The sequence below is a fragment of the Pseudomonas sp. HMSC067G02 genome (genome assembly GCF_001813485.1).
Lineage (GTDB): Bacteria > Pseudomonadota > Gammaproteobacteria > Pseudomonadales > Pseudomonadaceae > Pseudomonas > Pseudomonas aeruginosa.
Genome location: NZ_KV812681.1, coordinates 230,828 through 256,512 on the forward strand (window position 1 = coordinate 230,828; position 25,685 = coordinate 256,512).

Genomic DNA, 25,685 nt, shown 5'->3' on the forward strand with positions numbered 1-25,685 from the left:
CGGCTCGCGCCGGCGCGTTCTCTGTCGGAGAGGGAGCGCCTGGCGTCGATGCCGAATCCGCTGTAAAGCGAGTCCGACCCGCTCCGGACTCGCTATCAGGCATCGCCGGACCAGGGCGCCGGGCTGCCGAACAGGCGTCCCATGGCGCCACGCAAGCCCATTTCCCGCAGTACTTCGAGTTCACCGTGGGTTTCCACCTGTTCCGCGATCAACGGTAGATCGATGCTGTGGGTGGTGCGATAGACCGCTTCGATGAACAACCGCTTGTCGCCTTCCCGGTCGACGGCATGCAGGTAGCAGCCGTCCAGCTTGAGGTAGGCCAGCCCCAGATGGGTAAGGTTGCCGATCAGGCTGAAGCGACCGCCGAAATGCTGCAGGCCGAGACCGCAGCCCAGTTCGCGCAGGACCTGGCTGAGGCGCTCCAGTTCGGCCGCGGCTGGCAGGTGCCGCTCGTCCAGTTCCAGGGTCAGCTGGCGCGCCTCCTGCGGATGCGCCTTGAGCAGGGCCAGTAGTGGGGCGAACGCCTGCGCATTGCGGACGCTGGCGGCCGACAGGCTCAGCGCCAGCGGCCGTGGATGGCGCCGCAGGTGCTCCAGGCTCTGTTCGAGCATCGCCAGGTCCAGGCGCGCGGCCCAGCCGAAACGTTCTATCCAGGGCAGGAAGCGCCCGGCGGCGATGGCCGTGGCCTGCGGGTCGAGCAGGCGCGCGAGGACCTTGTGGTGGAGGACGCGCTGGGTGTCCAGGCAGTCCACCACCGGCTGGAAATAGAGCAGCAGGCGGCGCTCCGTCAGGGCCTGGTCGATCCAGTCGTGCCAGTCCTGGCTATCGTTGAGCGCCGCGAGCGCGGTGCCGTCCTGGCTCGCCCAGGGCTGGGCGGGCTGGCTTTCGGCCTGGGCCAGGGCCTGGTCGGCACGGGCCAGGAGATCCGCGGGCGAGTCGCCTTCGGCGAACGCGCTGATACCGAGATAGGCGACCGGCGTGAGATCGCTGGCACCGGTGCGGGCAAGATTCTCCAGGCCTTCGCAGAGTTCCTCGGCCAGGCGTTCGGCCTGCTCGCGGGAGCAACCGGGAGCCAGCACGGCGAACTCGCCGCCGCGGCTGCGGGCCAGCAGCCAGTCGGCGCGCCCTTGCTGGCCGCAGGAGTCGACCAGCAAGCGGGCGACCGCCTGGATCAATTCATCCGTGCGTTGCCCGCCGAGACGCTGGTTCAGCCCGTTCAGGTCGTTCAGGCGCAGCAGCAGGAGCTGCCCGGCATGCTCGTGCTCGCCGGCACCCAGCTGTTCGTTGAGGCGGGCGTCGAACAGGCGCCGGTTGGGCAGGCCGGTGAGACTGTCCTGGTAGGCCTGGGCGCGTAGCTTGTCGCTACGCGCAGCCTCCTCGGCGAACAGCGTGCGAAGTTTCTCCACCATCTGGTTCATCGCCTGCACCACGCGGCGCAGCTCCGGCGTGCGCGGCAGCCTGGGCAGGCTGAGTAATTCCCGCCGGCTGATGGCATGGGCCTGGCGTACCATCTGGTCGAGCGGGCGCAGTTGGCGGCGCAGCAGCCAGCCGCCAAGCAGCAGGCTCGCCGCGCCGCAGGCCAGCAACCAGTAGAGGCTGCCCAGGGCGCTGTCCCACAGGCGCGCCAGGGCGAATTGCGGATGGCTGACCACCTCGACCCGCGCCGCCTGTTCCCAGCCGCGCATGATCAGTGCGTCGCCACCCTGGGGCTGGAGATCCACCAGGCGCGCGAACCAGCCTGGCACCGTGCGCTCGTCATGCGCCTGCACGCGCTCGACCAGCGGCTTGCCGCTCTTGATGTCGATCACCCGGATGCTGGCGAAGTAGCCGCTGTCGAAGATCGAGCTGACCATCAGTTGCACCATCGCCGGGTCGTCCACGTGCGGCGTCAGGGACAGGCCGAGGGCGGTGGCGGCGTCCTGGGCATGGGAGCGCAACTGGCCGCGCAACTGCTCGCGGGAGTTCTCCACGCTGCTGACGAAGCTGCCGCTGAAGGCGACGACGAGGAACAGGCAGATGGCGAGGAACAATTGCTTGAGCAGTGACATTCAATCCTCCTTGGGGGCGTCGAGGTCGAGGCCTTCGGCGCGCATCTTGGTCAGCAGGTCCTGCCAGCGCGACAGCTTCTTGCTGTCGCCGGTCCGGCGTCCGCCGTCGGCGCCGGGCAGCCAGAGGCCCTCGGCATTGAAGGCGTACACCGGCAACAGGTCGTCGCGTTGCGAAGCGGGGCGGATCTCGCCGATCAGGTTGTCCAGCACCAGTGGGTCGGCGCCCGGGCTGGCGTACCAGGTCAGCACCATGTGCGCCTGGTTCAGGCGCAGGGCCTTGACGTAGGTGATGCGCAGCTTGTCGCTGGCGACGCCGAGGCGACGCAGGGTCACGTACTTGGCGATGGCGTAGTCCTCGCAGTCGGCGGCGCCCTTGACCAGCGCTTCGACCGGAGTCGCCCAGTAGTCTTCCTGCTGCCAGATTTCGATGTCGTCGGTGAAGCGTAGCGACTGGTTGAAGAAGTCGTTGACCGCGCGCAGCTTGGCCGCTTCGTCGAGCGTGCCGCCCTGTTCGAGCAGGCGGCCCCAGTCGCCCAGGCGCGATTTCGCCGCGCCCAGCTCGCCGTAGCGCTGCTCGGCACGGCTCAGTATCGACTCCAGGTCCCACTGCGCCAGCGCCGCGCCGACTGCCAGCAGCAATGTCGCCGCCAGCGACAGCAGCCAGGGGGCGTAGGCCCTGGGGCAGGGCCGGCGGGCGCCGGGGGTTGGGGACATCGAGCGGGCTCCGGAAGGACTCAGCGAAGTCTACGAGAGCGCCGGGCGGCCTGCCAGCGCGGGGTGTCCGGCGAAACTGACAGGATTGTCATTCAGGGGTCAGGGTGGGGTCCCGCTGCGCTGCTTATAAAGAAGAACGAAGTCGGCCGCGCGAGGCCGGCGACTGGGAAAGGTGGACAGATGCAGGCGTTGCGCAGTGGTGGGGGACGGGTCCTGGTGGGCGTGCTGGCGGCGGGCCTGGTCGCCTTCGGCGGTTGGGCATGGCTCGGCGGCGACGCCGGGGCGAAGGCGGCGCCCGCGCCGGCCAGGGTCCCGGTGAACGTGGCGCGGGTGGAGCGGCGCGACGTCGAGCAACAGGTCAGCGGCATCGGCACGGTGACTTCGTTGCACAACGTGGTGATCCGCACCCAGATCGACGGCCAGTTGACCCGCCTGCTGGTGAGCGAAGGGCAGATGGTCGAGGCGGGCGAGTTGCTGGCGACCATCGATGACCGCGCCGTCGTCGCCGCGCTGGAGCAGGCGCAGGCCTCCAGGGCGAGCAACCAGGCCCAGCTGAAATCCGCCGAGCAGGACCTGCAACGCTACCGCAGCCTGTATGCCGAGCGTGCGGTGTCACGCCAACTGCTGGACCAGCAGCAGGCGACGGTCGACCAGTTGCGCGCGACCCTGAAGGCCAACGATGCCACCATCAACGCCGAGCGGGTGCGCCTGTCCTACACCCGGATCACCTCGCCGGTATCCGGCAAGGTCGGTATCCGCAACGTCGATGTCGGCAACCTGGTGCGGGTCGGCGACAGTCTCGGCCTGTTCAGCGTGACCCAGATCGCACCGATCTCCGTAGTCTTCTCCCTGCAACAGGAACAGTTGCCCCAGTTGCAGGCGCTGCTCGGCGGCGAGGCGGCGGTGCGCGCCTACAGCCGCGACGGCGGGAGCGCGCTGGGCGAGGGCCGGTTGCTGACCATCGACAACCAGATCGACAGTTCCACCGGCACCATCCGCGTGCGCGCCTCCTTCGATAACCGCCAGGCCCGGCTCTGGCCCGGGCAGTTCGTCGCGGTGAGCCTGCACACCGGGGTCCGGCGCGACCAGTTGGTGCTGTCGAGCAAGGCGGTGCGCCGCGGCCTGGAGGGCAATTTCGTCTACCGGGTCGCCGCCGACCGGGTCGAGGCGGTGCCGGTGCGGGTGCTCCAGGACATCGACGGCCTCAGTGTGGTGGAAGGCCTGGCCAGCGGTGACCAGGTGGTGGTGGACGGCCACTCGCGGCTGATGCCCGGCGCCCTGGTCGATATCCAGGAGCCGCGCCCGAGCCTGGCCCAGGCCACGGAGCGGCGGCCGTGACGCCGCGCGCCGGGATTTCCGGCTGGTGCGTACGGCACCCGATCGCCACCGCGTTGCTGACCCTGGCCTCGCTGCTGCTGGGGCTGCTGGCGTTCCTCCGGCTCGGCGTGGCGCCGTTGCCGGAGGCGGACTTCCCGACCATCCAGATCAACGCCTTGCTGCCCGGCGGTAGCCCGGAAACCATGGCCTCGTCGGTGGCCACCCCCTTGGAAGTGCAGTTCAGCGCGATTCCCGGGATCACCGAGATGACCTCCAGCAGCGCCCTGGGCACTACCACCCTGACCCTGCAGTTCAGCCTCGACAAGAGCATCGACGTCGCCGCCCAGGAAGTCCAGGCGGCGATCAACGCCGCGGCCGGGCGGCTGCCGGTGGACATGCCGAACCTGCCGACCTGGCGCAAGGTCAACCCGGCGGACAGCCCGATCATGATCCTGCGGGTCAACTCGGAGATGATGCCGCTGATCGAACTCAGCGATTACGCCGAGACCATCCTCGCCCGCCAGCTCAGCCAGGTGAACGGCGTGGGGCAGATCTTCGTGGTCGGCCAGCAGCGCCCGGCGATCCGCATCCAGGCCCAGCCGGAAAAGCTCGCCGCCTACCAGCTGACCCTGGCCGACCTGCGCCAGTCGTTGCAGTCGGCCAGCGTCAACCTGGCCAAGGGCGCGCTCTACGGCGAGGGGCGGGTGTCGACCCTCGCGGCCAACGACCAGTTGTTCAACGCCAGCGACTATGACGACCTGGTGGTCGCCTACCGCCAGGGCGCGCCGGTGTTCCTCAAGGACGTGGCGCGGATCGTCTCGGCGCCCGAGGACGACTACGTGCAGGCCTGGCCGAACGGCGTGCCCGGGGTGGCGCTGGTGATCCTGCGCCAGCCTGGGGCGAACATCGTCGATACCGCCGACGCGATCCAGGCCGCGCTGCCACGCCTGCGCGAGATGCTCCCGGCGACCATCGAGGTAGACGTGCTCAACGACCGCACCCGGACCATCCGCTCGTCGTTGCACGAGGTCGAACTGACCCTGCTGCTGACCATTGGCCTGGTGGTGCTGGTGATGGGCCTGTTCCTCCGCCAGCTGTCGGCGACCCTGATCGTCGCCACGGTGCTGGCGGTGTCCCTGAGCGCCAGCTTCGCGGCGATGTACGTGCTCGGCTTCACCCTCAACAACCTGACCCTGGTGGCGCTGATCATCGCCGTCGGCTTCATCGTCGACGACGCCATCGTGGTCGTGGAGAACATCCACCGACACCTGGAAGCGGGCGCCTCGAAGGTCGAGGCGGCGCTCAAGGGTGCGGCGGAGATCGGCTTTACCGTGATTTCCATCAGCTTCTCGCTGATCGCCGCGTTCATTCCCCTGCTGTTCATGGGCGGGATCGTCGGCCGGCTGTTTCGCGAATTCGCGGTCAGCGTGACGGTGGCGATCCTGATCTCGGTGGTCGCTTCGCTGACCCTGGCGCCGATGCTGGCTTCGCGCTTCATGCCGGCATTGCGGCATGCCGAAGCGCCGAGAAAGGGCTTCGCCGAATGGCTGACCGGCGGCTACGAACGCGGCCTGCGCTGGGCGCTCGGGCACCAGCGGCTGATGCTGGTCGGCTTCGCCTTTACCGTGCTGGTGGCGGTGGCCGGCTACGTCGGGATTCCCAAGGGTTTCTTCCCCTTGCAGGACACCGCCTTCGTCTTCGGCACGAGCCAGGCTGCCGAGGATATCTCCTACGACGACATGGTCGCCAAGCACCGGCAACTGGCCGAGATCATCGCCAGCGACCCGGCGGTGCAGAGCTACAACCATGCGGTGGGCGTCACCGGCGGTAGCCAGAGCCTGGCCAACGGGCGTTTCTGGATCGTCCTCAAGGACCGTGGCGAGCGCGATGTCTCGGTCGGCGAGTTCATCGACCGGCTGCGCCCGCAACTGGCCAAGGTGCCGGGAATCATGCTCTACCTGCGCGCGGCGCAGGACATCAACCTCAGTTCCGGACCCTCGCGGACCCAGTACCAGTACGCCCTGCGCAGCAGCGACAGCACCCAGCTGGCGCTCTGGGCGCAACGCCTCACCGAGCGCCTGAAGCAGGTGCCGGGGCTGATGGATGTGTCCAACGACCTGCAGGTCGGCGCCAGCGTCACCGCGCTGGACATCGACCGGGTGGCCGCGGCGCGTTTCGGCCTCAGCGCCGAGGATGTCAGCCAGACCCTCTACGACGCCTTCGGCCAGCGCCAGGTCGGCGAGTACCAGACCGAGGTCAACCAGTACAAGGTGGTCCTCGAACTCGATGCGCGCCAGCGCGGCCGCGCGGAAAGCCTGGACTGGTTCTACCTGCGCTCGCCGCTGAGCGGCGAGATGGTCCCGCTGTCGGCCATCGCCAAGGTCGCGGCGCCGCGCTCCGGGCCGCTGCAGATCAACCACAACGGCATGTTCCCGGCGGTCAACCTGTCCTTCAACCTGGCTGCCGGGGTGTCTCTCGGCGAGGCGGTGCAGGCGGTGCAGCGCGCCCAGGAGGAGATCGGCATGCCCTCGACCATTATCGGCGTGTTCCAGGGCGCGGCGCAGGCCTTCCAGAGTTCGCTGGCCTCGCAACCGCTGCTGATCCTCGCCGCGCTGATTGCGGTGTACATCATCCTCGGCGTGCTCTACGAGAGTTTCGTGCATCCGCTGACGATCCTTTCGACCCTGCCCTCGGCGGGGATCGGCGCGGTGTTCCTGCTCTGGGCCTGGGGCCAGGACTTCTCGATCATGGCGCTGATCGGCATCGTGCTGCTGATCGGTATCGTCAAGAAGAACGGCATCCTCATGGTCGACTTCGCCATCGTCGCCCAGCGCGAGCAGGGCATGAGCGCGGAGCAGGCGATCTACCAGGCCTGCCTGACCCGTTTCCGGCCGATCATGATGACCACCCTGGCCGCGCTGCTGGGCGCGATACCCCTGATGATCGGCTTCGGCACCGGTTCCGAGCTGCGCCAGCCTCTGGGCATCGCGGTGGTCGGCGGGCTGCTGGTGAGCCAGGTGCTGACCCTGTTCAGCACGCCGGTGGTATACCTGGCCCTGGAGCGGCTGTTCCACCGGCGCGGGGCGACGACCTCGGACGGCGGAACCGCTGGGGCGACGGCGACATGAGGCGTAACGGACACGGCTTTCCTGGACGGCGGCGCGTGGCTAGGATGCAGGCAGGCATGCGTCCCGCCCGGGATGCGAAGGCGAACAGAGGATCGGGCGATAGATGCGGGTACTGATTGTCGAGGACGAGGCGAAGACGGCGGACTACCTGAACCGTGGCCTCAGTGAACAGGGGTTCACCGTGGACCTGGCGGACAACGGCATCGACGGTCGCCACCTGGCGCTCCATGGCGAGTACGACGTGATCGTGCTCGACGTGATGCTGCCGGGCGTCGACGGCTACGGCGTTCTGCGGGCGTTGCGCGAGCGGCGGCAGACCCCGGTGATCATGCTCACCGCGCGCGAGCGCGTGGAAGACCGGGTGCGCGGGCTGCGCGAGGGCGCTGACGACTACCTGATCAAGCCGTTCTCCTTCCTCGAACTGGTTGCCCGCCTGCAGGCCCTGACCCGGCGCGGCGGCAACCACGAAAGCCATTCGCAGATGCGCATCGCCGACCTGTCCATCGACCTGCTCAGCCGCAAGGTCTTCCGCGGCAACACTCGCCTGGAGCTGACTGCCAAGGAGTACGCGCTGCTCTGCGTGCTGGCCCAGCGCAGCGGCGAGATCCTATCGAAGACGGCGATCGCCGAACTGGTCTGGGACATCAACTTCGATACCGATACCAATGTCGTGGAGGTGGCGATCAAGCGCCTGCGCGCCAAGCTCGACGGTCCGTTCGAGAACAAGCTACTGCATACCATCCGGGGCATGGGCTACGTCCTGGAGAACCGTGCGCTGGCGGAGTCGGGCTGAGGTGGGCATGTCCTTGTCGACCCGCCTGGCGGGAATGTTCGCCGGCGCCGCGGTGGTGATCTTCGCCCTCATCGGCACCATGCTCTATTGCATCCTCGACCGCCAGACCGAGCGCCTGCAGCAGGGCGAGGTGGACGTGCGCTTCAACATGGTCTCGCGGATGCTCGACCATCCCGACCTGGCCGAGCGCTGGCCGCACCTGCAGGGCAAGCTGGACAACCTGAGCCAGGAGTACGAGCTGATCCGTTTCTGGATTGACAGCGACGACCCGCGCTATCACTACGGGCGCTTCAGCGAACCGGTGCAGCGGCTGATCGCCGATGGCGCCGGCCGCTACGAACTGCAGTTGCCGGAGCACCGGTACGCGCTGACTGCGCGGGTCGGCGTGTTGCCGGCGCGCGAGGGGCGGCCGCGGCTGACCTACGTCACCGCCATCGACAGCGCGGCGTTCCACGAGGCGCGGACCTCCACCGTGAAATGGCTGCTCGGCCTGTCCGCCCTCGGCGTACTGCTGGCCTCGTTGCTCGGCCACTGGATCGCCCGCCTGGGCCTGTGGCCGGTGCATCGGCTCTCCGAGGAGGCCCGGCGGATCAGCCCGCGGCAGTTGTCGCAGCGCTTGCAGCTCTCGCCGCTGCCGGCCGAGCTGCGCGAGCTGGTGGGGGCGTTCAACGGCGCCCTGGACCGCCTGGAGCAGGCCTACGTGCGCCTGGAGTCGTTCAATGCCGACGTCGCCCACGAGCTGCGCACGCCATTGACCAACCTGATCGGCCAGACCCAGGTGGCGTTGTCCCGCGAACGCAGCGGCGAACATTACGAAGAGGTCCTGCAATCCAACCTGGAGGAGCTGGAGCGGCTGCGGGCGATCGTCAACGATATGTTGTTCCTCGCCCGCGCCGACCAGGGACGCCTGGCCTGCGAGCGTGAGGAAACCTCGCTGGCCGGCGAGATCGCCACCACGGTGGATTTCCTCGAGGTGATCTTCGACGAGGCCGGGGTCGGTATCGAGGTGCGCGGCGAGGCCCGCGCGCTGGTCGAGCGCGCCCTGTTCCAGCGGGCGGTGACCAACCTGCTGTACAACGCCGCCCAGCACACCGCCGCCGGCGGCACGCTGCGGGTCGGCGTCGAGCGGCGTGGCGACGAAGTGCGGGTGGCGGTGAGCAACCCCGGCGTGCCGATCGCCGACGAGCACCGCAGGCACCTGTTCGAGCGCTTCTATCGGGTCGACGCGGCGCGCAGCAACAGCGAGGCCAACCATGGCCTCGGCCTGTCCATCGTCAAGGCGGTGGCGAGCATGCACGGCGGTTCGGTGTTCGTCGACAGCGCGGACGGCTGGAACACCTTCGGCTTCACCGTGCTGAGCCCCGAGCGACGCGGGTCCGGCGACCGCTTGCCGCTGGGCGAGGGCGATCCGGCACTGTCCTGAGCGGGCCCTCAGGCGTCGTGCGGCGGGCGGGTCTTCTGGCGGAGGATATAGATGCTGACCAGTACCGCGCTGGTCAGCATGAAGCCCTGGGCCCAGGGGCGTCGGACCAGGTAGCAGGAAAGGGCGATGCTGGCCCACATCAGGCCGATGGCGTAGACCTTGCCCTTGAGCGGGATGCCTTCGCCGTCGAGATAGTCGCGGATCCACGGGCCGAGCCGTGGATGGCCGACCAGCCAGTGGTAGAAGCGCGGCGAGCTGCGCATGAAGCAGGCCGCCGCGAGGAGCAGGAAAGGCGTGGTCGGCAGCACCGGCAGGAAGATGCCGATCACGCCCAGGGCTACGCTTAGGAAACCCACGGCCTGGAGGCTATAGCGCACCCAGGCACGAGCGCTCGGGCGAATTTCCCGCTGCGCCACCGCGGCGCTCCTTAGTGCGTGCGCGGCTTGAGCAGGGCGGGCTTTTCTTCCGGCGCCTGGCAGAGCAGGAACAGGTTGGTCAGCAGGTCGGGAATCTGCGCGACCATGTCGTCCACCAGGTGGCGGTCGCGGGCGATCTCGTCGAACTCGGGCTGCTCGTCGAACAAACCGGAGCCGACCATGATCGGCAGCAGCAATTCGCTGACTTCCTCCTCGGCCTGCTCGAACCAGACTTCCTCGCGAAGGAACACGCCTTCCATGAAGCCGATGCACCAGCCGCGCAGGTCGGAGTCGTCCGGCTCGTCGCCGAGGTCGAGGTCGCAGGGCAGCTCGAGGTCTTCGTCGCTGGCCAGCACGCGGGTGATGTGCGCCTTGAGCTGCTCGAGGGAAGTCTCGATCTCCTGGCGCTCCTCATCGCTGCGGTAGTGCGGCGGTTCGGCGAACAGGGCGTCGATCCACTCCCGCTCCGGCACCTGCTCCGGGCAGATGGAGAGGGCGGTCAGGTAGCCGTGGGTCGCCACGTAGTCCAGCGCTTCTTCGTGCAGGTCATCGGCATCGAGGAAGGCTTGCAGACGGGACAGTTTTTCGGCGAAGGACATCAGGGTACTACCTCGGGAGGGATGCGGCTCTGGATTGTAGTCCAGACGGGACCTGCGGGCAAAGCGAGCGTGCCTGCTGCGGCGCCCTGGCGAGCGTTTCACGGAGGCTCTCGGCGAAGTTGGCCCGGACCTTGCTCCATCCCTTGCGCAAGCCACGACGCAATCCCTTCGCAAATGGAGAATTCCCATGGCCGTCGCCCCTGGTGTGTTGTTGCCGCCGACGCCTGATGTAAAGCCCAAGGCCGCTGCGCCGAAGAGCCAGCAGAAAACGCCTGAGCCTAGTAACGACAAGACTTCCAGCTTCTCCGACATGTATGCCAAGGAGACCGCGAAGAAGCCCGCCGAGCGCGCCGACGGTCCCGCGAAGGGTTCGCGGGACAAGCCGCGGGACGCCGGCAAGGACGCCGCCGAAGCGCAGCCGACGGATGCCGTCAGGCAGCCGGCCGTTGCCGAAGACGGCAAGCCTTTGCCGGCCGACGGCCAGGCCAAGGCCGACGGCGAAGATAAAGTCGAAACGCCGGTCGATCCGCTGCAATTGCTCGGTCTCGGCGGTGCCGTACCGTTGCTCGACGAGAATACCCAGGCGACTTTGCTGCCACCGGCCGTGCCGACGGCCAGCAGTGCTCCGGCCAGCCTTACCGAAGCCAGCAGCGACCCGACCCTGGTCAAGCTCAACGGCGTGCCGGCGGTGAACATGGCCCTGGAGCAGGGCGCCCAGGACGCCGCGCAGACGGCGAAAGGCGGGCCGGCGAAGAGCGCCGATCCCCGCCAGGCGAACCTCGGCGATGCCCTTGCCGGCCTGACCTCGGATTCCTTGACCAAGGCCGTCGACGGCAAGGCGCTCGAGGCCCAGTTGCAGCAGACCGCCGAGCCGGCCGTCGCCAGCGCCGCCTCCGAGAGCCTGCTGGAGAGCAAGGCGGAACCCCGCGGTGAACCTTTCGCGGCCAAGCTCAACGGGCTGACCCAGGCCATGGCGCAACAGGCCCTGACCAACCGTCCGGTGAACGGCACGGTGCCCGGCCAGCCGGTGGCGATGCAGCAGAACGGCTGGAGCGAGGCGGTGGTGGACCGGGTGATGTGGATGTCCAGCCAGAACCTGAAGTCGGCGGAGATCCAGCTCGACCCCGCCGAACTGGGACGCCTGGACGTGCGCATCCACATGACCGCCGACCAGACCCAGGTGACCTTCGCCAGTCCCAACGCCGGCGTTCGCGACGCCCTGGAAAGCCAGATGCACCGGCTGCGCGACATGTTCAGCCAGCAGGGCATGAACCAGCTCGACGTGAACGTCTCCGACCAGTCGCTGGCGCGGGGCTGGCAGGGCCAGCAGCAGGGCGAGGGCGGATCGGCGCGCGGACGCGGCTTTGCCGGCGAGGCCTCGGGCGATGAGGAAACCCTCGCCGGAGTCAGCGAGATCCGCAGCCGGCCGGGTGCGTCGGCGGCGCGCGGTCTGGTCGACTACTACGCCTGAGGCGAACGACTGCATTTCCCCTTTGGGCCTCCTGCGGGAGGCCTTTCTTTTTCCGGAGCGGGCGATTTCGCAAAAAGACGGGGATGATTTCCTGTGGCCAGGCTGTAATATCCGCGCCGTCTATCATCTCGGACAGCCCTCCGGGGCTGGCCCCAGGGGGCGGGGCGGCGTTGCAGAAATGGCACAACCCTTGCTCTGCCCCTGTGAAACCCTTCATTTGACGCTATAGCGACGGATTTTTGGCATGGCTAAGAAAGAGGCGACACCCGCCGACGCGGGGGCTCCGAGCGGCGGCAAGAGCAAGCTGAAGCTGATCCTGCTGATCGTGGTCGGCCTGCTGCTGGCGATCGGCCTGTCGGTGGGCGGCACCTGGTTCTTCCTCAGCAAGTCGCTGAAGGCCGAGAAGACCGAGGAAGTCGCCAGCGAGGCGGCGAAGCCGGGCAAGCAGCCGGCGCTCTACGAGATCCTGGCGCCGGCCTTCGTCGTCAACTTCAACCAGAACGGCCGGCAGCGCTACATGCAGGTCGGCGTCGCGTTGATGGGGCGCGACAAGGCGCAGATGGACGCATTGCGCGAGCACATGCCGCTGGTTCGCAATAAACTGGTGATGCTGTTCTCGAGTCAGAGTTTCGACTCGCTGGTGACGCCGGTGGGCAAGGAAATGCTCCGCCAGCAGGCGACCGCCGGATTGCAGGAACTGGCCAAGAAGGAAACCGGCCAACTGGCTATCGAACAAGTGTTGTTCACCAATTTCGTGCTGCAGTAGGTATCCCATGGCCGTGCAAGATCTGCTTTCCCAGGATGAAATCGACGCGCTGTTGCACGGCGTCGACGATGGCCTGGTGGAAACCGAAGTCGAGGCGACGCCGGGATCGGTCAAGTCCTATGACCTGACCAGCCAGGACCGCATCGTCCGGGGCCGCATGCCGACCCTGGAGATGATCAACGAGCGTTTCGCCCGCTACACCCGCATCAGCATGTTCAACCTGCTGCGCCGTTCGGCCGACGTCGCGGTCGGCGGCGTGCAGGTGATGAAGTTCGGCGAGTACGTGCACTCGCTGTACGTTCCCACCAGCCTCAACCTGGTGAAGATGAAGCCGCTGCGCGGCACCGCGCTGTTCATCCTCGACGCCAAGCTGGTGTTCAAGCTGGTGGACAACTTCTTCGGCGGCGACGGCCGCCACGCCAAGATCGAGGGCCGCGAGTTCACCCCGACCGAACTGCGGGTGGTGCGGATGGTGCTGGAGCAGGCCTTCGTCGATCTGAAGGAAGCCTGGCAGGCGGTGCTGGAGATGAACTTCGAGTACGTCAACTCGGAGGTCAACCCGGCCATGGCCAACATCGTCAGTCCCAGCGAGGTGGTGGTGGTCTCCACCTTCCACATCGAACTGGACGGCGGTGGCGGCGACCTGCACATCACCATGCCCTATTCGATGATCGAGCCGATCCGCGAGATGCTCGACGCCGGTTTCCAGTCCGACCACGACGACCAGGACGAGCGCTGGATCAAGGCCCTGCGCGAGGACGTGCTGGACGTCCAGGTACCGCTCGGCGCCACCGTGGTCCGCCGCCAGCTCAAGCTGCGCGACATCCTGCACATGCAGCCGGGCGACGTGATCCCGGTGGAGATGCCGGAACACATGGTGATGCGCGCCAACGGCGTGCCCGCCTTCAAGGTCAAGCTGGGCGCCCACAAGGGCAACCTGGCGCTACAGATTCTCGAAGCGGTCGAGCGCTCGCGCTGACCGCTTCCCCCGGAGGAAAGACGAACCATGGCAGACGAAGAAAAAGTGACCACCGAGGAACAGGCACTGGCCGACGAATGGGCGGCGGCGCTGGCCGAGGCGGGCGACGCCAGCCAGGACGACATCGATGCGCTGATGGCCCAGGGCGGCGCGACCCCCGTGGCGGAGCCGAGCACCCCGCGGGCGCCGATGGAAGAGTTCGGCGCTTCGCCGAAGGCGCCGACCATTTCCGGCCTGGAGGGGCCCAACCTGGATGTGATCCTGGACATCCCGGTGACCATCTCCATGGAAGTCGGGCATACCGACATCAGCATCCGCAACCTGCTGCAGCTGAACCAGGGGTCGGTGATCGAACTCGATCGCCTGGCCGGCGAGCCGCTGGACGTACTGGTCAACGGCACCCTGATCGCCCACGGCGAGGTGGTGGTGGTGAACGAGAAGTTCGGCATCCGCCTGACCGACGTGATCAGTCCCAGCGAACGCATCAAGAAGCTGCGCTGACATGCGTCGCTACCTGTTCGCCGGCTTACTGCCGGCACTCGCCTCGCTGAGCGCGCCGCTGTGCGCCGCCGAGGGGACGACGGGTGCCGCCGCGCCGACGGTGGGCGCCGCTTCCGGCGCCGCCGCGCAACTGGCCCAACTGGTGCTCGGCCTGGGCCTGGTGATCGGCCTGATCTTCCTGCTCGCCTGGCTGGTGCGCCGGGTGCAACAGGCCGGTCCGCGCGGCAACCGCTTGATCCGCACCCTTGCCAGCCAGCCGCTGGGTCCGCGCGACCGGCTGGTGCTGGTGCAGGTCGGCGAGGAGCAGATCCTGCTCGGCCTGACGCCCGGCCGGATCACGCCGTTGCACGTGCTCAAGGAGCCGGTACACCTGCCGGACGGCGAGCCGGCCACGCCGGAATTCGCCCAGCGCCTGCTGGAGCTGCTGAACAAGGACCCCAAGGGCAAGCCATGACTCCGCGCATCTCCCTGGCCGGCGCGCTCGCCGCGCTCTGCCTCCTGTTGCTGGCGCCGTGGCCGGCGCTGGCCGCCGACCCGACATCGATCTCGGCGATCACCGTGACCACCAACGGCCAGGGCCAGCAGGAGTATTCGGTCAGCCTGCAGATCCTGCTGATCATGACCGCGCTGAGCTTCATCCCGGCGTTCGTCATGCTGATGACCAGCTTCACCCGGATCATCATCGTCTTCTCCATCCTGCGCCAGGCGCTGGGCCTGCAATCGACGCCGTCGAACCAGGTGCTGGTGGGGCTGGCGCTGTTCCTGACCATGTTCGTTATGGCCCCGGTATTCGACAAGATCAACAGCCAGGCCCTGCAGCCCTACCTGAACGAGCAGATTCCCGCCCAGGAAGCCCTGCAAAAGGCCGAGGTACCGCTGAAGGCGTTCATGCTGGCGCAGACTCGCACCTCCGACCTGGAGCTGTTCGTGCGCCTGTCCAAGCGCACCGACATCGGCAGCCCGGAGGCGACGCCGCTGACCATCCTGGTCCCGGCCTTCGTCACGTCCGAGCTGAAGACAGCGTTCCAGATCGGCTTCATGATCTTCATCCCGTTCCTGATCATCGACCTGGTGGTGTCCAGCGTGCTGATGGCGATGGGCATGATGATGCTGTCGCCGCTGATCATTTCCCTGCCGTTCAAGATCATGCTGTTCGTCCTGGTGGATGGCTGGGCGCTGATCATCGGGACGCTGGCGGGCAGTTTCGGCACCGTCTAGCGGTGCCGCCGGCTTGACGCGCCGCTGGCGCGCTGGAGAGAGACATGACCCCTGAGGTGGCACTCGACCTGTTCCGCGAGGCGTTGTGGCTGACGGCGCTGATCGTCGGCGTGCTGGTGGTTCCGAGCCTGCTGGTCGGTCTCGTGGTGGCGATGTTCCAGGCCGCCACCCAGATCAACGAACAGACCCTGAGCTTCCTGCCGCGCCTGATGGTGATCCTGCTCACCCTGATCGTGCTGGGCCCCTGGCTGCTGCGGCAGCTGATGGAGTACACCCAGACGCTGATCGGCAACATCCCGCTGCTGATCGGCTGATGCTGGAGCTGACCAACGCGCAGATCGGCGGCTGGATCGCCAGCTTCGTGCTGCCGCTGTTCCGGGTCGCGGCGCTGCTGATGACCATGCCGGTGATCGGCACCCAGCTGGTGCCGGTGCGGGTGCGACTGTACCTGGCGCTGGGCGTCTGCGTGGTGCTGGTGCCGAACCTGCCGCCGATGCCGCAGGTGGACGCGCTGAGCATGAAGGCCATGCTGCTGATCGGCGAGCAGATCCTGGTCGGCGCCTTGCTCGGCTTTTCCCTGCAGTTGCTGTTCCACGCCTTCGTGATCGCCGGGCAGATCATCTCGATGCAGATGGGCCTGGGCTTCGCTTCCATGGTCGACCCGGCCAACGGCGTCTCGGTGCCGGTGCTCGGCCAGTTCTTCACCATGTTGGTGACGCTGCTGTTCCTGGCGATGAACGGCCACCTGGTAGTGTTCGAGGTAATCGCCGAGAGCTTCGTCACCCTGCCGGTGGGCGAGGGCCTGAGCGGCAACCATTTCTGGATCATCGCCGGCAAGCTCGGCTGGGTGATGGGCGCGGCACTGCTGCTGGCGCTGCCGGCGATCACCGCGCTGCTGGTGGTGAACCTCGCCTTCGGCGCCATGACCCGCGCGGCGCCGCAACTGAACATCTTCTCCATCGGCTTTCCGTTGACCCTGGTGCTGGGCCTGGTGATCCTCTGGATCGGCACCGCCGACCTGCTCAGCCAGTACCAGGTGCTGGCCGGCGAGGCCCTGCAATTCCTCCGTGAACTGGTGCGGGCGAAATAGCCATGGCCGAGAGCGAGAGCGGGCAGGACAAGACAGAGGAACCCACGGAGAAACGCCGCCGCGAGGCGCGCGAGAAAGGGCAGTTGCCGCGTTCGCGGGAGCTGAACACCCTGGCCATCCTCATGGCCGGCGCCGGCGGCCTGCTGATCTACGGCGCCGACCTGGCGGGCGCCCTGTTGCGCCTGATGCGCAGCAATTTCGAGCTGTCCCGGGAAACCGCGATGAATACCGAGAGCATGCTGCAATTGCTCGGCGCTTCGGCCTACCTGGCTGCCCAGGGGCTCTGGCCGATCCTGCTGATGCTGCTGGTGGCGGCGATCGTCGGGCCGATCGCCCTCGGCGGCTGGCTGTTCTCGATGGACGCCCTGCAACCCAAGTTCAGCCGGCTCAACCCGCTGTCGGGGCTGAAGCGGATGTTTTCCGCCAAGTCGCTGCTCGAACTGAGCAAGGCGCTGATCAAGTTCCTGGTGGTGCTGGCGGTGGCCCTGCTGGTGCTATCCGCCGACCGCGACGCCCTCCTGGCCCTGGCGCACCAGCCGCTCGAGCAGGCGATCCTGCACAGCGTGCGGGTGGTCGGCTGGAGCGCCTTCTGGATGGCCTGCAGCCTGCTGCTGATCGCCGCGGTGGACGTGCCCTACCAGATCTGGGACAACCGCCAGAAGCTGCTGATGACCAAGCAGGAAGTCCGCGACGAATACAAGGACTCCGAGGGCAAGCCCGAGGTCAAGTCGAAGATCCGCCAGATGCAGCGCGAGATGGCGCAGAGACGGATGATGGCGGCGGTGCCGGAGGCCGACGTGGTGATCACCAACCCGACCCACTTCGCCGTAGCCCTGAAGTACGACCCGGCGGGCGGCGGGGCGCCGCTGCTGCTGGCCAAGGGCAACGATTTCCTGGCCCTGAAGATCCGCGAGGTGGCCCAGGAGCACAAGGTGATGGTCATGGAGTCGCCGGCGCTGGCGCGAGCGGTGTACTACTCCACCGAGCTGGACCAGGAGATTCCCGCCGGACTCTATCTCGCCGTGGCCCAAGTACTGGCCTATGTCTACCAGCTCAAGCAGTACCAGGCCGGCAAGGGCAAGCGGCCGAGCCCGTTGAAGGACCTGCCGATCCCGCCGGACCTGCGTCGCGACGAGTGACCGGGCTGGAGCTGCGCGCCGCGCTGTGGCAGCCTTGGCCGGTACCCGCTCGGGATGAGAGCTTTGCCGTTCATGGATCGAACCCTGTCTGATCGTATTTTCCCGCCTGTCCTCCTGTTGCTCGCCCTGGCCTGGCTGCTGCCCTGGATGCCTGCGCACGCCGAAGCGCCGGCGGAATGGGTCGCCTTGCCCCTGTCGGAGCGGCTGGTGGATGCCACCCACACGCTGGACGAGGCGACGCGCCAACGCCTGGTGGAGAAGCTTGAGGCGCTGGAGCGGCGACGCGGTGCGCAGATCGCGGTGGTGATGCTGCCGACTACCGGTACCCTCGATATCGAAGCCTTCTCCGACAAGCTGTTCCAGGCCTGGAAGCTCGGCCGCAAGGCGGTCGACGACGGTCTGCTGCTGGTGGTGGCCAAGGATGACCGGCGCATGCGCATCGAGGTCGGCTACGGCCTGGAGGGTGCGGTGCCAGATGTGGTCGCCGGACGGATCATTCGCGAGCGGATGGCCCCGGCATTTCGCGAGGGTGACTACGCCGGCGGGATCGAGGCCGCGGTGGACGAGCTGATCCGCCTGGTCGACGGCGAAACGCTGCCGGCGGCCGCGTCGTCGGGTGCGCCGAAAGTCTCGCTGGGGCCATTGCCGGCGGAAGCCTGGGCGCTGCTGGTCGCCTTCATCTACGGAGCGCTGGCCGGAGTGCTGTTGAGTGCCCGGGCGCTGCGCTGGCCCTGGCTGCTCGGCGGGGCGCTGCTCTGCTGGCTGTTGGGCACGCTGGCCGGCGCTTCCGGCGAATGGATGAGCGTGCTGCTGGTCGCTCCGCTGTGCATGCTGGTCGGCGGCGCGACCTTCGGCGCGCTGTGGACGGTGCGCCCGGCCTTCTACCTGGTGATCGGCGTACTGGTCTATGTAGCCCTGCTCGGGCTGGCGGCGCATTGGTTCAGCGCGGTGTCCTTCATCTACGGCCTGCTGTGGCCGGCCGGGGTGCTGATGCTGGCGCTTCTCTGCTGGTCGAACTACCGCCTGATGCGCTCGCTATGGCGCGAGCGGCGGAAAAGTTTCCACCGCCGACTGTGGGCGTTGCTGGCGGCCTACCTGCTGCTCGGATTGCTGTCCGGTGGTCTGGACGCACCGCTGGTCTGGCTGGCCCTGCTACCGTTCCAGCTCATGCTCGGGCTGCTGGTGTTCGGCCAGGTACGCCTGAGTGGGGGTGGTGGAGGCTCGTCGGGAAGCTCCGGCGGCGGTTCCTCCTCCTCTTCCTCCTCGTCGTCCGGCGGCTTTTCCGGGGGCGGTGGTTCCAGCGGCGGAGGCGGTGCCTCGGGCAGTTGGTAATGGGTTCCCGTTCATTTCATTCGGAGACAAGGATGTCTGCAATCACGCGTTATCTCGCCATGCTTCGGCTGTTCGGCATGCTGCTCTGCGCCGCCGCGATTCCCTCCGTTGCCACCGCGACGGTGCCGGTCACCGTCGCGGTGGCAGCGTCCGATGTCGAGGAGGAGGCCGTGGAGGCATCGGCGGTCGGCGCCGAGGCCGAGGCAGCGCGCGATGCGGGCTACGAGTCCGCGGAGGTTCCGGCGCTGGCGCGGCGGGTGACCGACCTTACCGCGACCCTCGACGCCGCCGAGCGTGCCCGCCTGGAAGCTTCGCTGGCCGCGCTGGAGGCCCGGAAGGGTGCCCAGGTAGCGATCCTGATGGTGCCTAGCACCTATCCGGACAGCATCGAGGCCTATGCGACGCGGGTCTTCGAGGCGTGGAAGCTGGGGCGCAAGGGGATCGATGACGGCGTCCTGGTGCTGGTGGCGAAGGACGACCGGCGCATGCGCATCGAAGTCGGTTACGGCCTGGAAGGAACGATCACCGACATCGATGCCGGGCGGATCATCCGCGAATACATGTCCCCTGCGTTCCGTCAGCAAGACTACGCCGGCGGCCTGGAAGCGGCGGCGCAGCGCCTGGTACGACTGATCGACGGCGAGGCGTTGCCGCCGCCGCCGCGCGACCCGCTGGAGCCCGGCGCGGTACGGCAGACCCTGGCTATCGCATTCCTGCTCGGCGCTCTCGGCGGGGTGGCGCTGCTGGTACGTCCGCGCGCCTGGTACTGGACCCTGGGCGCGGTAGTGGCGCTCGCTGCGGCGTTGGCGCTGGGGCGGCACTGGCCGGCAGGGGCGATGGTGGCGCTGGCGGAGATGGTGGCGGTCCTGGGCGTCGGCTTCGGCGCGTTGCTCACGTATTCGCGCGGTGCCCGCTGGTTCTTCGCCATTCTTGTGCTCTATGCGCTGGGGCTGTTCTGGGCCTACGGCCGTTATGGCCTGCCGGTGCTCCATTACGGATTGGCCGTGCCGCTTTCGCTGGGGCTGACCCTGCTGATGCTGGCCGGTGCCTGGCAGGGGCTGCGCAGAGGACGGCGCTGGGCCTACCTGCCGGGCCTGCTCGGCCTGCTGCTGACCCTGGCCCTGGAGTGCCTGCTGTTGCTGGTGGACGACCCGCTGAACAGCATCGAGGCGTTGATCATCCTGCCCGCCGCTTGCCTGCCGCTGCTCATCGGTTGCAATTTCAGCGCCGGCGGCTCGGGGGGAGGGCGTCGGCGCGGCGGCGATTACGCTAGCTCATCGGGTTCCTCGTCGTCGAGTTCGTCCAGTTCGTCCAGTTCGTCTTCGGACTCGTTCTCCGGCGGCGGAGGCTCGAGTGGCGGCGGTGGCGCCTCCGGTAGTTGGTGATTGGCGAAAACCCTTTTCAATCAATGAATTGAAAAGTTGGAACGGTTCCTGCAGTGACCCGCCCGACGCGCATTCCGGCGTCAAAAGTTTGTTCGGCGCCCACCTACGGGCGCCATACGCAGGGCAGGGGAGTCGAGAGTGGATCGCACGCAACTGATCAGCAATGTGCGCAGCAACCTGGCGGGGCTGGGGCGCGGCAGCCTCGGCGTGCCGGTCCTGCTGCTGGCCATGCTGGCGATGATGACCCTGCCGATCCCGCCATTCCTGCTGGACGTGCTGTTCACCTTCAACATCGCCCTGTCCATCGTCGTCCTGCTGGTCTGCGTGTACGCCCTGCGGCCGCTGGACTTCGCCGTGTTCCCGACCATCCTGCTGGTGGCGACCCTGTTGCGCCTGGCGCTGAACGTTGCCTCGACCCGCGTGGTGCTGCTCCACGGTCACGACGGCCATGGCGCCGCGGGCAAGGTGATCCAGGCCTTCGGCGAAGTGGTGATCGGCGGCAACTACGTGGTCGGGGTGGTGGTGTTCGCGATCCTCATGATCATCAACTTCGTGGTGGTGACCAAGGGCGCCGGGCGGATTTCCGAAGTCAGCGCGCGCTTCACCCTGGATGCCATGCCCGGCAAGCAGATGGCCATCGACGCCGACCTCAACGCCGGCCTGATCGAGCAGGAGGAAGCCAAGAAGCGCCGCAGCGAGGTGGCCCAGGAGGCCGACTTCTACGGTTCGATGGACGGTGCCAGCAAGTTCGTCCGCGGCGACGCCATCGCCGGCCTGCTGATTCTCTTCATCAACCTGATCGGCGGCGTCGCCATCGGCATGATCCAGCATTCGATGTCCTTCGGCGATGCCGGCAAGGTCTACGCCCTGCTGACCATCGGTGACGGCCTGGTGGCACAACTGCCGTCGCTGCTGCTGTCGACCGCGGCGGCGATCATGGTGACGCGGGTCTCCAGTTCCGAGGACATGGGCCAGCAGGTCAACCGGCAGATGTTCGCCTCGCCCAAGGCGCTGGCGATTTCCGCGGCGATCCTGATCGCCATGGGCGCCGTGCCGGGCATGCCGCACGTTTCCTTCATCGGCCTCGGCGCCCTGGCCGGTGCTGCCGCCTACTGGATCTGGCACCGGCAGAACAAGGCCAAGCAGGTCGCCGAGCAGGAGGTGCAGCGCCAGCAGGAGCTGCTGCCGGCGCAGCGCGCCCAGGAGGTCAAGGAACTGGGTTGGGACGATGTCACCCCGGTGGACATGGTCGGCCTGGAAGTCGGCTACCGGTTGATCCCGCTGGTCGACCGCAACCAGGGCGGGCAACTGCTGGCGCGGATCAAGGGCGTACGCAAGAAGCTGTCCCAGGAGCTGGGCTTCCTGATGCCCTCGGTGCACATCCGCGACAACCTCGACCTGCTGCCCAACGCCTACCGTCTGACCCTGATGGGGGTCAGCGTGGCCGAAGCGGAGATCTATCCCGATCGCGAGCTGGCGATCAACCCCGGCCAGGTATTCGGCAGCCTCAACGGCATCGCCGGCAAGGACCCGGCCTTCGGCCTGGAGGCGGTATGGATCGAGCCCGGCCAGCGCGACCAGGCGCAGTCGCTGGGCTACACCGTGGTGGATGCGAGCACCGTGGTCGCCACTCACCTGAACCAGGTGCTGCACAAGCACGCCCACGAGCTGCTGGGCCATGAAGAAGTGCAACAGCTCCTGCAATTGCTCGCGCGTAGCTCGCCGAAGCTGGCGGAAGAGCTGGTGCCGGGGCTGATTTCCCTGTCCACCCTGCTCAAGGTCCTGCAGGCGCTGCTCCAGGAGCAGGTGCCGGTGCGCGACATCCGTACCATCGCCGAGGCCATCGCCAACGTCGCTCCACGGAGTCAAGATCCCGGCGCGATGGTCGCCGCGGTTCGCGTCGCGTTGTCCCGCGCAATCGTGCAAAGCATTGTCGGGCTTGAGCCGGAGCTGCCTGTGATCACGCTCGAGCCGAGGTTGGAACAGATTTTGCTGAACAGCATGCAGAAGGCCGGACAAGGCTCCGAGGACGGCATGTTGCTGGAGCCGGGGATGGCCGAGAAGCTGCAACGCTCGCTGATCGAGAGCGCGCAACGCCAGGAGATGCTCGGTAAGCCGGCGATCCTGCTGGTTGCCGGACCGATCCGCTCGATGATGTCGCGCTTCGCGCGGATGGCGGTGCCCAGCATGCATGTGCTGGCCTACCAGGAAATCCCGGACAACAAGCAAGTCACCATCGTCGCGACGGTGGGGCAGAACTGAACGAGGGCTGCGCCGGCTCCAGGGCCGGCACACCGGGCAACCTGAGGTTGCCGGCAAGACTACTGAACTGAGGGGTTCGGGCAATGCAAGTCAAACGCTTCTTCGCCGCCGATATGCGTCAGGCCATGAAACTGGTCCGCGACGAACTGGGTCCGGACGCCGCGATTCTCGGCAACCGCCGGGTCGCCGGCGGCATCGAGCTGACCGCGGCGCTGGATTACCAGGCCCCGCCGGCGCCGAGCAAGCCCAACCCGGCGCTGGAAGTGGAGCTGCGCAAGACCCAGGCGCGGATCGCCGAGGCGCGCGCCGAATTGACGGCGCGTCCGGCGGAAAACCAGCGCAAGGACCGTCAATTGTTCGCCGAGGAGAAGCCGGCGCGTCCGTCCCTGGCCGAGTCCATGACGGCGGCGCAGGCCAAGCCCCAGGCGGGCGGCCAGACCCTCGAGGCAATGCGTTTCGAACTGAACGGCCTGCGCGAGCTGATCGAGGTACAACTGGGTTCCATCGCCTGGGGCCAGTTGCAGCACCAGCGTCCGCAGCAGGCCAATCTCTGGCGGCGCCTGCAGCGCATGGGCTTGCCGGCGGAGCTGAGCAAGCCGTTGCTGGAGCGGGTCGCCGCGGTGGGCGATACGCGCCAGGCCTGGCGCATGCTGTTGGCGCACCTGTCGCGTGCCGTGCAGACCCCCGAGCAGGACCCGCTCGACGCGGGCGGCGTACTGGCCCTGGTCGGCCCGGCAGGCGCCGGCAAGACCACCACCCTGGCGAAGATGGCCGCGCGCTACGTCCTCAAGTACGGCGCCCAGAGCCTGGCGCTGGTGAGCATGGACAGCTACCGGATCGGCGCCCAGGAGCAGATCAAGACCCTCGGTCGGATCCTCAACGTACCGGTGACCCTGGTCGATCCCGGCCAGTCGCTGATCCAGGCCCTGGCGCCGCTGGCGCGCAAACGCATGGTGCTGATCGATACCGCCGGCCTGCCGGCCAGCGACCCGGCATTGCGCATGCAGCTCGAGGCACTGGCGTCGCCGAGCCTGAACGTGAAGAATTACCTGGTGATGGCCACCACCAGCCAGAGCCAGGTGCTCAAGTCGGCCTACCAGACCTATCGGCACTGCGGGCTGGCGGGTTGCATCCTGACTAAGCTGGACGAGGCGGGCAGCCTCGGTGAATCGATGGCGCTGGCTATCGCCCAGCGTCTCCCGGTAGCCTATCTGGCGGATGGGCCGCGGATTCCGGACGACCTGCAGGTGGCGCGCAGTCACCAACTGGTCAGCCGGGCGGTGAGCCTGCAGGCACCGGAAGAGCCCAGCGAGGACGCCATGGCCGAGATGTTCGCCGGGCTCTACCAGCAACCGGCGCGGCGTGCCGGCTGAGGACGTGGGAAGAACCGCGCGTGGCGCGGGTGACGGAAGCGAAGGTGGCTTCCGCCGGGCCGGGAACGATGGCGCATCGTTCCCGCCAATACCGGAGAGCGCTGGAAGGGGCGTTCCGGGAAGACGACAACACAAGGTATGAAGCAGATGGGTAGCATGCATCCCGTACAGGTGATCGCAGTAACTGGCGGCAAGGGCGGCGTCGGCAAGACCAATGTGTCGGTGAACCTGGCACTGGCTCTGGCCGATCTCGGCCGTCGCGTCATGCTGCTGGATGCCGACCTCGGCCTGGCCAACGTCGACGTCCTGCTGGGACTCACGCCCAAGCGCACCCTGGCCGACGTGATCGAGGGACGCTGCGAACTGCGCGATGTCCTCCTCCTCGGTCCCGGTGGCGTGCGCATCGTTCCCGCGGCCTCCGGCACGCAGAGCATGGTGCACCTCTCGCCGATGCAGCATGCGGGGCTGATCCAGGCGTTCAGCGATATCAGCGACAACCTCGATGTCCTGGTCGTCGACACCGCCGCCGGAATCGGCGATTCGGTGGTCAGTTTCGTCCGCGCCGCGCAGGAGGTGCTGTTGGTCGTCTGCGACGAACCGACCTCGATCACCGATGCCTACGCCCTGATCAAGCTGCTCAACCGCGACCACGGCATGACCCGCTTCCGGGTCCTGGCCAACATGGCCCACAGCCCGCAGGAAGGACGCAACCTGTTCGCCAAACTGACCAAGGTCACTGACCGTTTCCTCGACGTCGCACTACAGTATGTAGGTGTCATCCCTTACGACGAGTCGGTACGCAAGGCCGTGCAGAAACAGCGAGCCGTATACGAGGCATTCCCCCGCTCGAAGGCGTCCCTGGCCTTCAAGGCGGTCGCGCAGAAGGTCGACAGCTGGCCGCTGCCGGCCAACCCGCGCGGGCACCTGGAGTTCTTCGTCGAACGACTGGTCCAACACCCCGCGACAGGTTCGGCCGTATGACAGCGGCCTCTGGAGTGCGTATGTATAGCAAGGCGCAAGCGCAGAACTCCCAGGAGCAACTGATCCAGCGTTACGCACCACTGGTCAAGCGCATCGCCTATCACCTGCTCGGCCGCCTGCCGGCCAGCGTGCAGGTGGAGGACCTGATGCAGGCCGGCATGATCGGCCTGCTCGAGGCCGCGAAGAAATACGACGCCGGCAAGGGCGCCAGCTTCGAGACCTATGCCGGCATCCGCATCCGCGGGGCCATGCTCGACGAGGTCCGCAAGGGCGACTGGGCGCCGCGTTCGGTGCACCGCAACACGCGCATGGTGACCGACGCGATCCGCGCGATCGAGGCGAGAACCGGACGCGACGCTAAAGATCACGAAGTTGCTGCCGAACTCCAATTGAGCCTCGAAGATTACTACGGCATCCTCAGCGACACGCAGGGCAGCCGCCTGTACAGCTTCGACGACCTGTTGCAGGACGGCGAACATGGATTGCCGGAAGACACCAGCCTCAGTCACAACGAACCGATCCACGGCCTGCTCGACGAACGTTTTCAGGCGGCCCTGGCGGATGCCATCGCCAAGTTGCCGGAGCGCGAGCGCCTGGTGCTGGCGTTGTATTACGACGAGGAACTCAACCTCAAGGAGATCGGCGAGGTACTGGGCGTCAGCGAATCGCGGGTCAGCCAGTTGCACAGCCAGTGCGCCGCGCGTTTGCGTGCGCGCCTGGCCGATTGGCGGTCGGCCTGAACCGGCCTCG

23 protein-coding genes are annotated in these 25,685 nt (G+C 67.4%); 19 read left to right on the forward strand and 4 right to left on the reverse strand.

The genetic code is table 11. The features are described from left to right. Positions 1–95: 95 nt before the first annotated feature. The gene (lapD, locus tag HMPREF2914_RS15835) at positions 96–2,048 is read right to left on the reverse strand and encodes a cyclic di-GMP receptor LapD (protein ID WP_023092037.1); all 1,953 of its coding nucleotides are present in this window, start codon (positions 2,046–2,048) and stop codon (positions 96–98) included. Further along, the gene (gene lapG, locus HMPREF2914_RS15840; protein ID WP_023092036.1) at positions 2,049–2,762 is read right to left on the reverse strand and encodes a cysteine protease LapG; all 714 of its coding nucleotides are present in this window, start codon (positions 2,760–2,762) and stop codon (positions 2,049–2,051) included. 180 nt (positions 2,763–2,942) lie between these two features. On the opposite strand from lapG, the gene mexM reads away from it, so the two are divergent. The 4 genes from mexM to HMPREF2914_RS15860 all read left to right on the forward strand — a co-directional run bounded on the left by mexM (position 2,943) and on the right by HMPREF2914_RS15860 (position 9,423). Then, positions 2,943–4,100: a multidrug efflux RND transporter periplasmic adaptor subunit MexM gene (gene mexM / locus HMPREF2914_RS15845; RefSeq protein WP_003140285.1), complete on the forward strand. Its 1,158-nt coding sequence runs from the start codon at positions 2,943–2,945 to the stop codon at positions 4,098–4,100. After that, the gene (mexN, locus tag HMPREF2914_RS15850) at positions 4,097–7,207 is read left to right on the forward strand and encodes a multidrug efflux RND transporter permease subunit MexN (protein ID WP_003140284.1); all 3,111 of its coding nucleotides are present in this window, start codon (positions 4,097–4,099) and stop codon (positions 7,205–7,207) included. The genes mexM and mexN overlap by 4 nt, the downstream gene beginning before the upstream one ends. 103 nt (positions 7,208–7,310) lie before the next feature. Further along, positions 7,311–8,000, forward strand: a complete 690-nt coding sequence (locus HMPREF2914_RS15855; protein WP_003083028.1) for a heavy metal response regulator transcription factor — start codon at positions 7,311–7,313, stop codon at positions 7,998–8,000. Then, entirely contained in the window at positions 7,978–9,423 is a 1,446-nt protein-coding gene (locus HMPREF2914_RS15860) for a sensor histidine kinase (protein WP_003140283.1), read from the forward strand. The genes HMPREF2914_RS15855 and HMPREF2914_RS15860 overlap by 23 nt, the downstream gene beginning before the upstream one ends. A gap of 8 nt (positions 9,424–9,431) precedes the next feature. Here HMPREF2914_RS15860 and HMPREF2914_RS15865 read toward each other — a convergent pair whose 3' ends face one another. Together HMPREF2914_RS15865 and HMPREF2914_RS15870 are read right to left on the reverse strand one after the other, a co-directional pair. Next, entirely contained in the window at positions 9,432–9,839 is a 408-nt protein-coding gene (locus HMPREF2914_RS15865; RefSeq protein ID WP_003087079.1) for a YbaN family protein, read from the reverse strand. A gap of 11 nt (positions 9,840–9,850) precedes the next feature. Beyond that, positions 9,851–10,438, reverse strand: coding sequence for a UPF0149 family protein (locus HMPREF2914_RS15870; protein ID WP_003083037.1), 588 nt, complete (start codon positions 10,436–10,438; stop codon positions 9,851–9,853). Between the two features lie 187 nt (positions 10,439–10,625). On the opposite strand from HMPREF2914_RS15870, the gene HMPREF2914_RS15875 reads away from it, so the two are divergent. From HMPREF2914_RS15875 to fliA, 15 genes are all read left to right on the forward strand, one after another. Continuing rightward, positions 10,626–11,909, forward strand: coding sequence for a flagellar hook-length control protein FliK (locus tag HMPREF2914_RS15875; RefSeq protein WP_023092035.1), 1,284 nt, complete (start codon positions 10,626–10,628; stop codon positions 11,907–11,909). 244 nt (positions 11,910–12,153) lie between these two features. Then, positions 12,154–12,675, forward strand: coding sequence for a flagellar basal body-associated protein FliL (gene fliL, locus HMPREF2914_RS15880; protein ID WP_003083042.1), 522 nt, complete (start codon positions 12,154–12,156; stop codon positions 12,673–12,675). A gap of 7 nt (positions 12,676–12,682) precedes the next feature. Next, a complete protein-coding gene (gene fliM / locus HMPREF2914_RS15885; protein ID WP_003083045.1) occupies positions 12,683–13,654 on the forward strand; it encodes a flagellar motor switch protein FliM in 972 nt (323 codons plus the stop codon). Positions 13,655–13,681: 27 nt separating this feature from the next. Then, complete coding sequence (fliN, locus tag HMPREF2914_RS15890) at positions 13,682–14,155, forward strand: flagellar motor switch protein FliN (protein ID WP_003083049.1); 474 nt, start codon at positions 13,682–13,684, stop codon at positions 14,153–14,155. Position 14,156: 1 nt separating this feature from the next. Further along, positions 14,157–14,609: a flagellar biosynthetic protein FliO gene (fliO, locus tag HMPREF2914_RS15895; protein ID WP_023092034.1), complete on the forward strand. Its 453-nt coding sequence runs from the start codon at positions 14,157–14,159 to the stop codon at positions 14,607–14,609. Continuing rightward, a complete protein-coding gene (fliP, locus tag HMPREF2914_RS15900) occupies positions 14,606–15,373 on the forward strand; it encodes a flagellar type III secretion system pore protein FliP (RefSeq protein WP_003083052.1) in 768 nt (255 codons plus the stop codon). The genes fliO and fliP overlap by 4 nt, the downstream gene beginning before the upstream one ends. 44 nt (positions 15,374–15,417) lie before the next feature. Next, on the forward strand, positions 15,418–15,687 hold the full coding sequence (gene fliQ / locus HMPREF2914_RS15905) for a flagellar biosynthesis protein FliQ (protein WP_003133225.1): 270 nt from the start codon (positions 15,418–15,420) through the stop codon (positions 15,685–15,687). After that, positions 15,687–16,463 carry a flagellar biosynthetic protein FliR gene (gene fliR / locus HMPREF2914_RS15910; RefSeq protein WP_003083054.1) on the forward strand — a complete coding sequence of 259 codons (777 nt, stop codon included), beginning with the start codon at positions 15,687–15,689 and terminating at the stop codon, positions 16,461–16,463. Before fliQ ends, fliR begins: the two co-directional genes overlap by 1 nt. A 2-nt stretch (positions 16,464–16,465) precedes the next feature. After that, complete coding sequence (flhB, locus tag HMPREF2914_RS15915) at positions 16,466–17,602, forward strand: flagellar biosynthesis protein FlhB (protein WP_003083056.1); 1,137 nt, start codon at positions 16,466–16,468, stop codon at positions 17,600–17,602. Between the two features lie 72 nt (positions 17,603–17,674). After that, positions 17,675–18,934: a TPM domain-containing protein gene (locus HMPREF2914_RS15920; RefSeq protein WP_023092033.1), complete on the forward strand. Its 1,260-nt coding sequence runs from the start codon at positions 17,675–17,677 to the stop codon at positions 18,932–18,934. Between the two features lie 32 nt (positions 18,935–18,966). Then, on the forward strand, positions 18,967–20,319 hold the full coding sequence (locus tag HMPREF2914_RS15925; protein ID WP_023092032.1) for a TPM domain-containing protein: 1,353 nt from the start codon (positions 18,967–18,969) through the stop codon (positions 20,317–20,319). A gap of 138 nt (positions 20,320–20,457) precedes the next feature. Then, a complete protein-coding gene (gene flhA / locus HMPREF2914_RS15930) occupies positions 20,458–22,581 on the forward strand; it encodes a flagellar biosynthesis protein FlhA (protein ID WP_003083059.1) in 2,124 nt (707 codons plus the stop codon). A gap of 83 nt (positions 22,582–22,664) precedes the next feature. Further along, entirely contained in the window at positions 22,665–23,954 is a 1,290-nt protein-coding gene (gene flhF, locus HMPREF2914_RS15935; protein ID WP_003087102.1) for a flagellar biosynthesis GTPase FlhF, read from the forward strand. A gap of 138 nt (positions 23,955–24,092) precedes the next feature. Continuing rightward, positions 24,093–24,935 carry a flagellar synthesis regulator FleN gene (gene fleN / locus HMPREF2914_RS15940; RefSeq protein ID WP_003083064.1) on the forward strand — a complete coding sequence of 281 codons (843 nt, stop codon included), beginning with the start codon at positions 24,093–24,095 and terminating at the stop codon, positions 24,933–24,935. Further along, positions 24,932–25,675 (forward strand): RNA polymerase sigma factor FliA, encoded by a 744-nt coding sequence (gene fliA / locus HMPREF2914_RS15945; protein ID WP_003083070.1) that lies wholly within the window; start codon positions 24,932–24,934, stop codon positions 25,673–25,675. The genes fleN and fliA overlap by 4 nt, the downstream gene beginning before the upstream one ends. Positions 25,676–25,685: the final 10 nt, after the last annotated feature.

Bases quoted from the DNA above. Each gene is read 5' to 3' on its own strand.
- lapD (WP_023092037.1), bottom strand. From the start codon at position 2,048: ATGTCACTGCTCAAGCAATTGTTCCTCGCCATCTGCCTGTTCCTCGTC.
- lapG (WP_023092036.1), bottom strand. From the start codon at position 2,762: ATGTCCCCAACCCCCGGCGCCCGCCGGCCCTGCCCCAGGGCCTACGCC.
- mexM (WP_003140285.1), top strand. From the start codon at position 2,943: ATGCAGGCGTTGCGCAGTGGTGGGGGACGGGTCCTGGTGGGCGTGCTG.
- HMPREF2914_RS15855 (WP_003083028.1), top strand. From the start codon at position 7,311: ATGCGGGTACTGATTGTCGAGGACGAGGCGAAGACGGCGGACTACCTG.
- HMPREF2914_RS15870 (WP_003083037.1), bottom strand. From the start codon at position 10,438: ATGTCCTTCGCCGAAAAACTGTCCCGTCTGCAAGCCTTCCTCGATGCC.
- HMPREF2914_RS15875 (WP_023092035.1), top strand. From the start codon at position 10,626: ATGGCCGTCGCCCCTGGTGTGTTGTTGCCGCCGACGCCTGATGTAAAG.
- fliL (WP_003083042.1), top strand. From the start codon at position 12,154: ATGGCTAAGAAAGAGGCGACACCCGCCGACGCGGGGGCTCCGAGCGGC.
- fliM (WP_003083045.1), top strand. From the start codon at position 12,683: ATGGCCGTGCAAGATCTGCTTTCCCAGGATGAAATCGACGCGCTGTTG.
- fliN (WP_003083049.1), top strand. From the start codon at position 13,682: ATGGCAGACGAAGAAAAAGTGACCACCGAGGAACAGGCACTGGCCGAC.
- fliO (WP_023092034.1), top strand. From the start codon at position 14,157: ATGCGTCGCTACCTGTTCGCCGGCTTACTGCCGGCACTCGCCTCGCTG.
- fliP (WP_003083052.1), top strand. From the start codon at position 14,606: ATGACTCCGCGCATCTCCCTGGCCGGCGCGCTCGCCGCGCTCTGCCTC.
- fliQ (WP_003133225.1), top strand. From the start codon at position 15,418: ATGACCCCTGAGGTGGCACTCGACCTGTTCCGCGAGGCGTTGTGGCTG.
- fliR (WP_003083054.1), top strand. From the start codon at position 15,687: ATGCTGGAGCTGACCAACGCGCAGATCGGCGGCTGGATCGCCAGCTTC.
- flhB (WP_003083056.1), top strand. From the start codon at position 16,466: ATGGCCGAGAGCGAGAGCGGGCAGGACAAGACAGAGGAACCCACGGAG.
- HMPREF2914_RS15920 (WP_023092033.1), top strand. From the start codon at position 17,675: ATGGATCGAACCCTGTCTGATCGTATTTTCCCGCCTGTCCTCCTGTTG.
- HMPREF2914_RS15925 (WP_023092032.1), top strand. From the start codon at position 18,967: ATGTCTGCAATCACGCGTTATCTCGCCATGCTTCGGCTGTTCGGCATG.
- flhF (WP_003087102.1), top strand. From the start codon at position 22,665: ATGCAAGTCAAACGCTTCTTCGCCGCCGATATGCGTCAGGCCATGAAA.
- fleN (WP_003083064.1), top strand. From the start codon at position 24,093: ATGAAGCAGATGGGTAGCATGCATCCCGTACAGGTGATCGCAGTAACT.
- fliA (WP_003083070.1), top strand. From the start codon at position 24,932: ATGACAGCGGCCTCTGGAGTGCGTATGTATAGCAAGGCGCAAGCGCAG.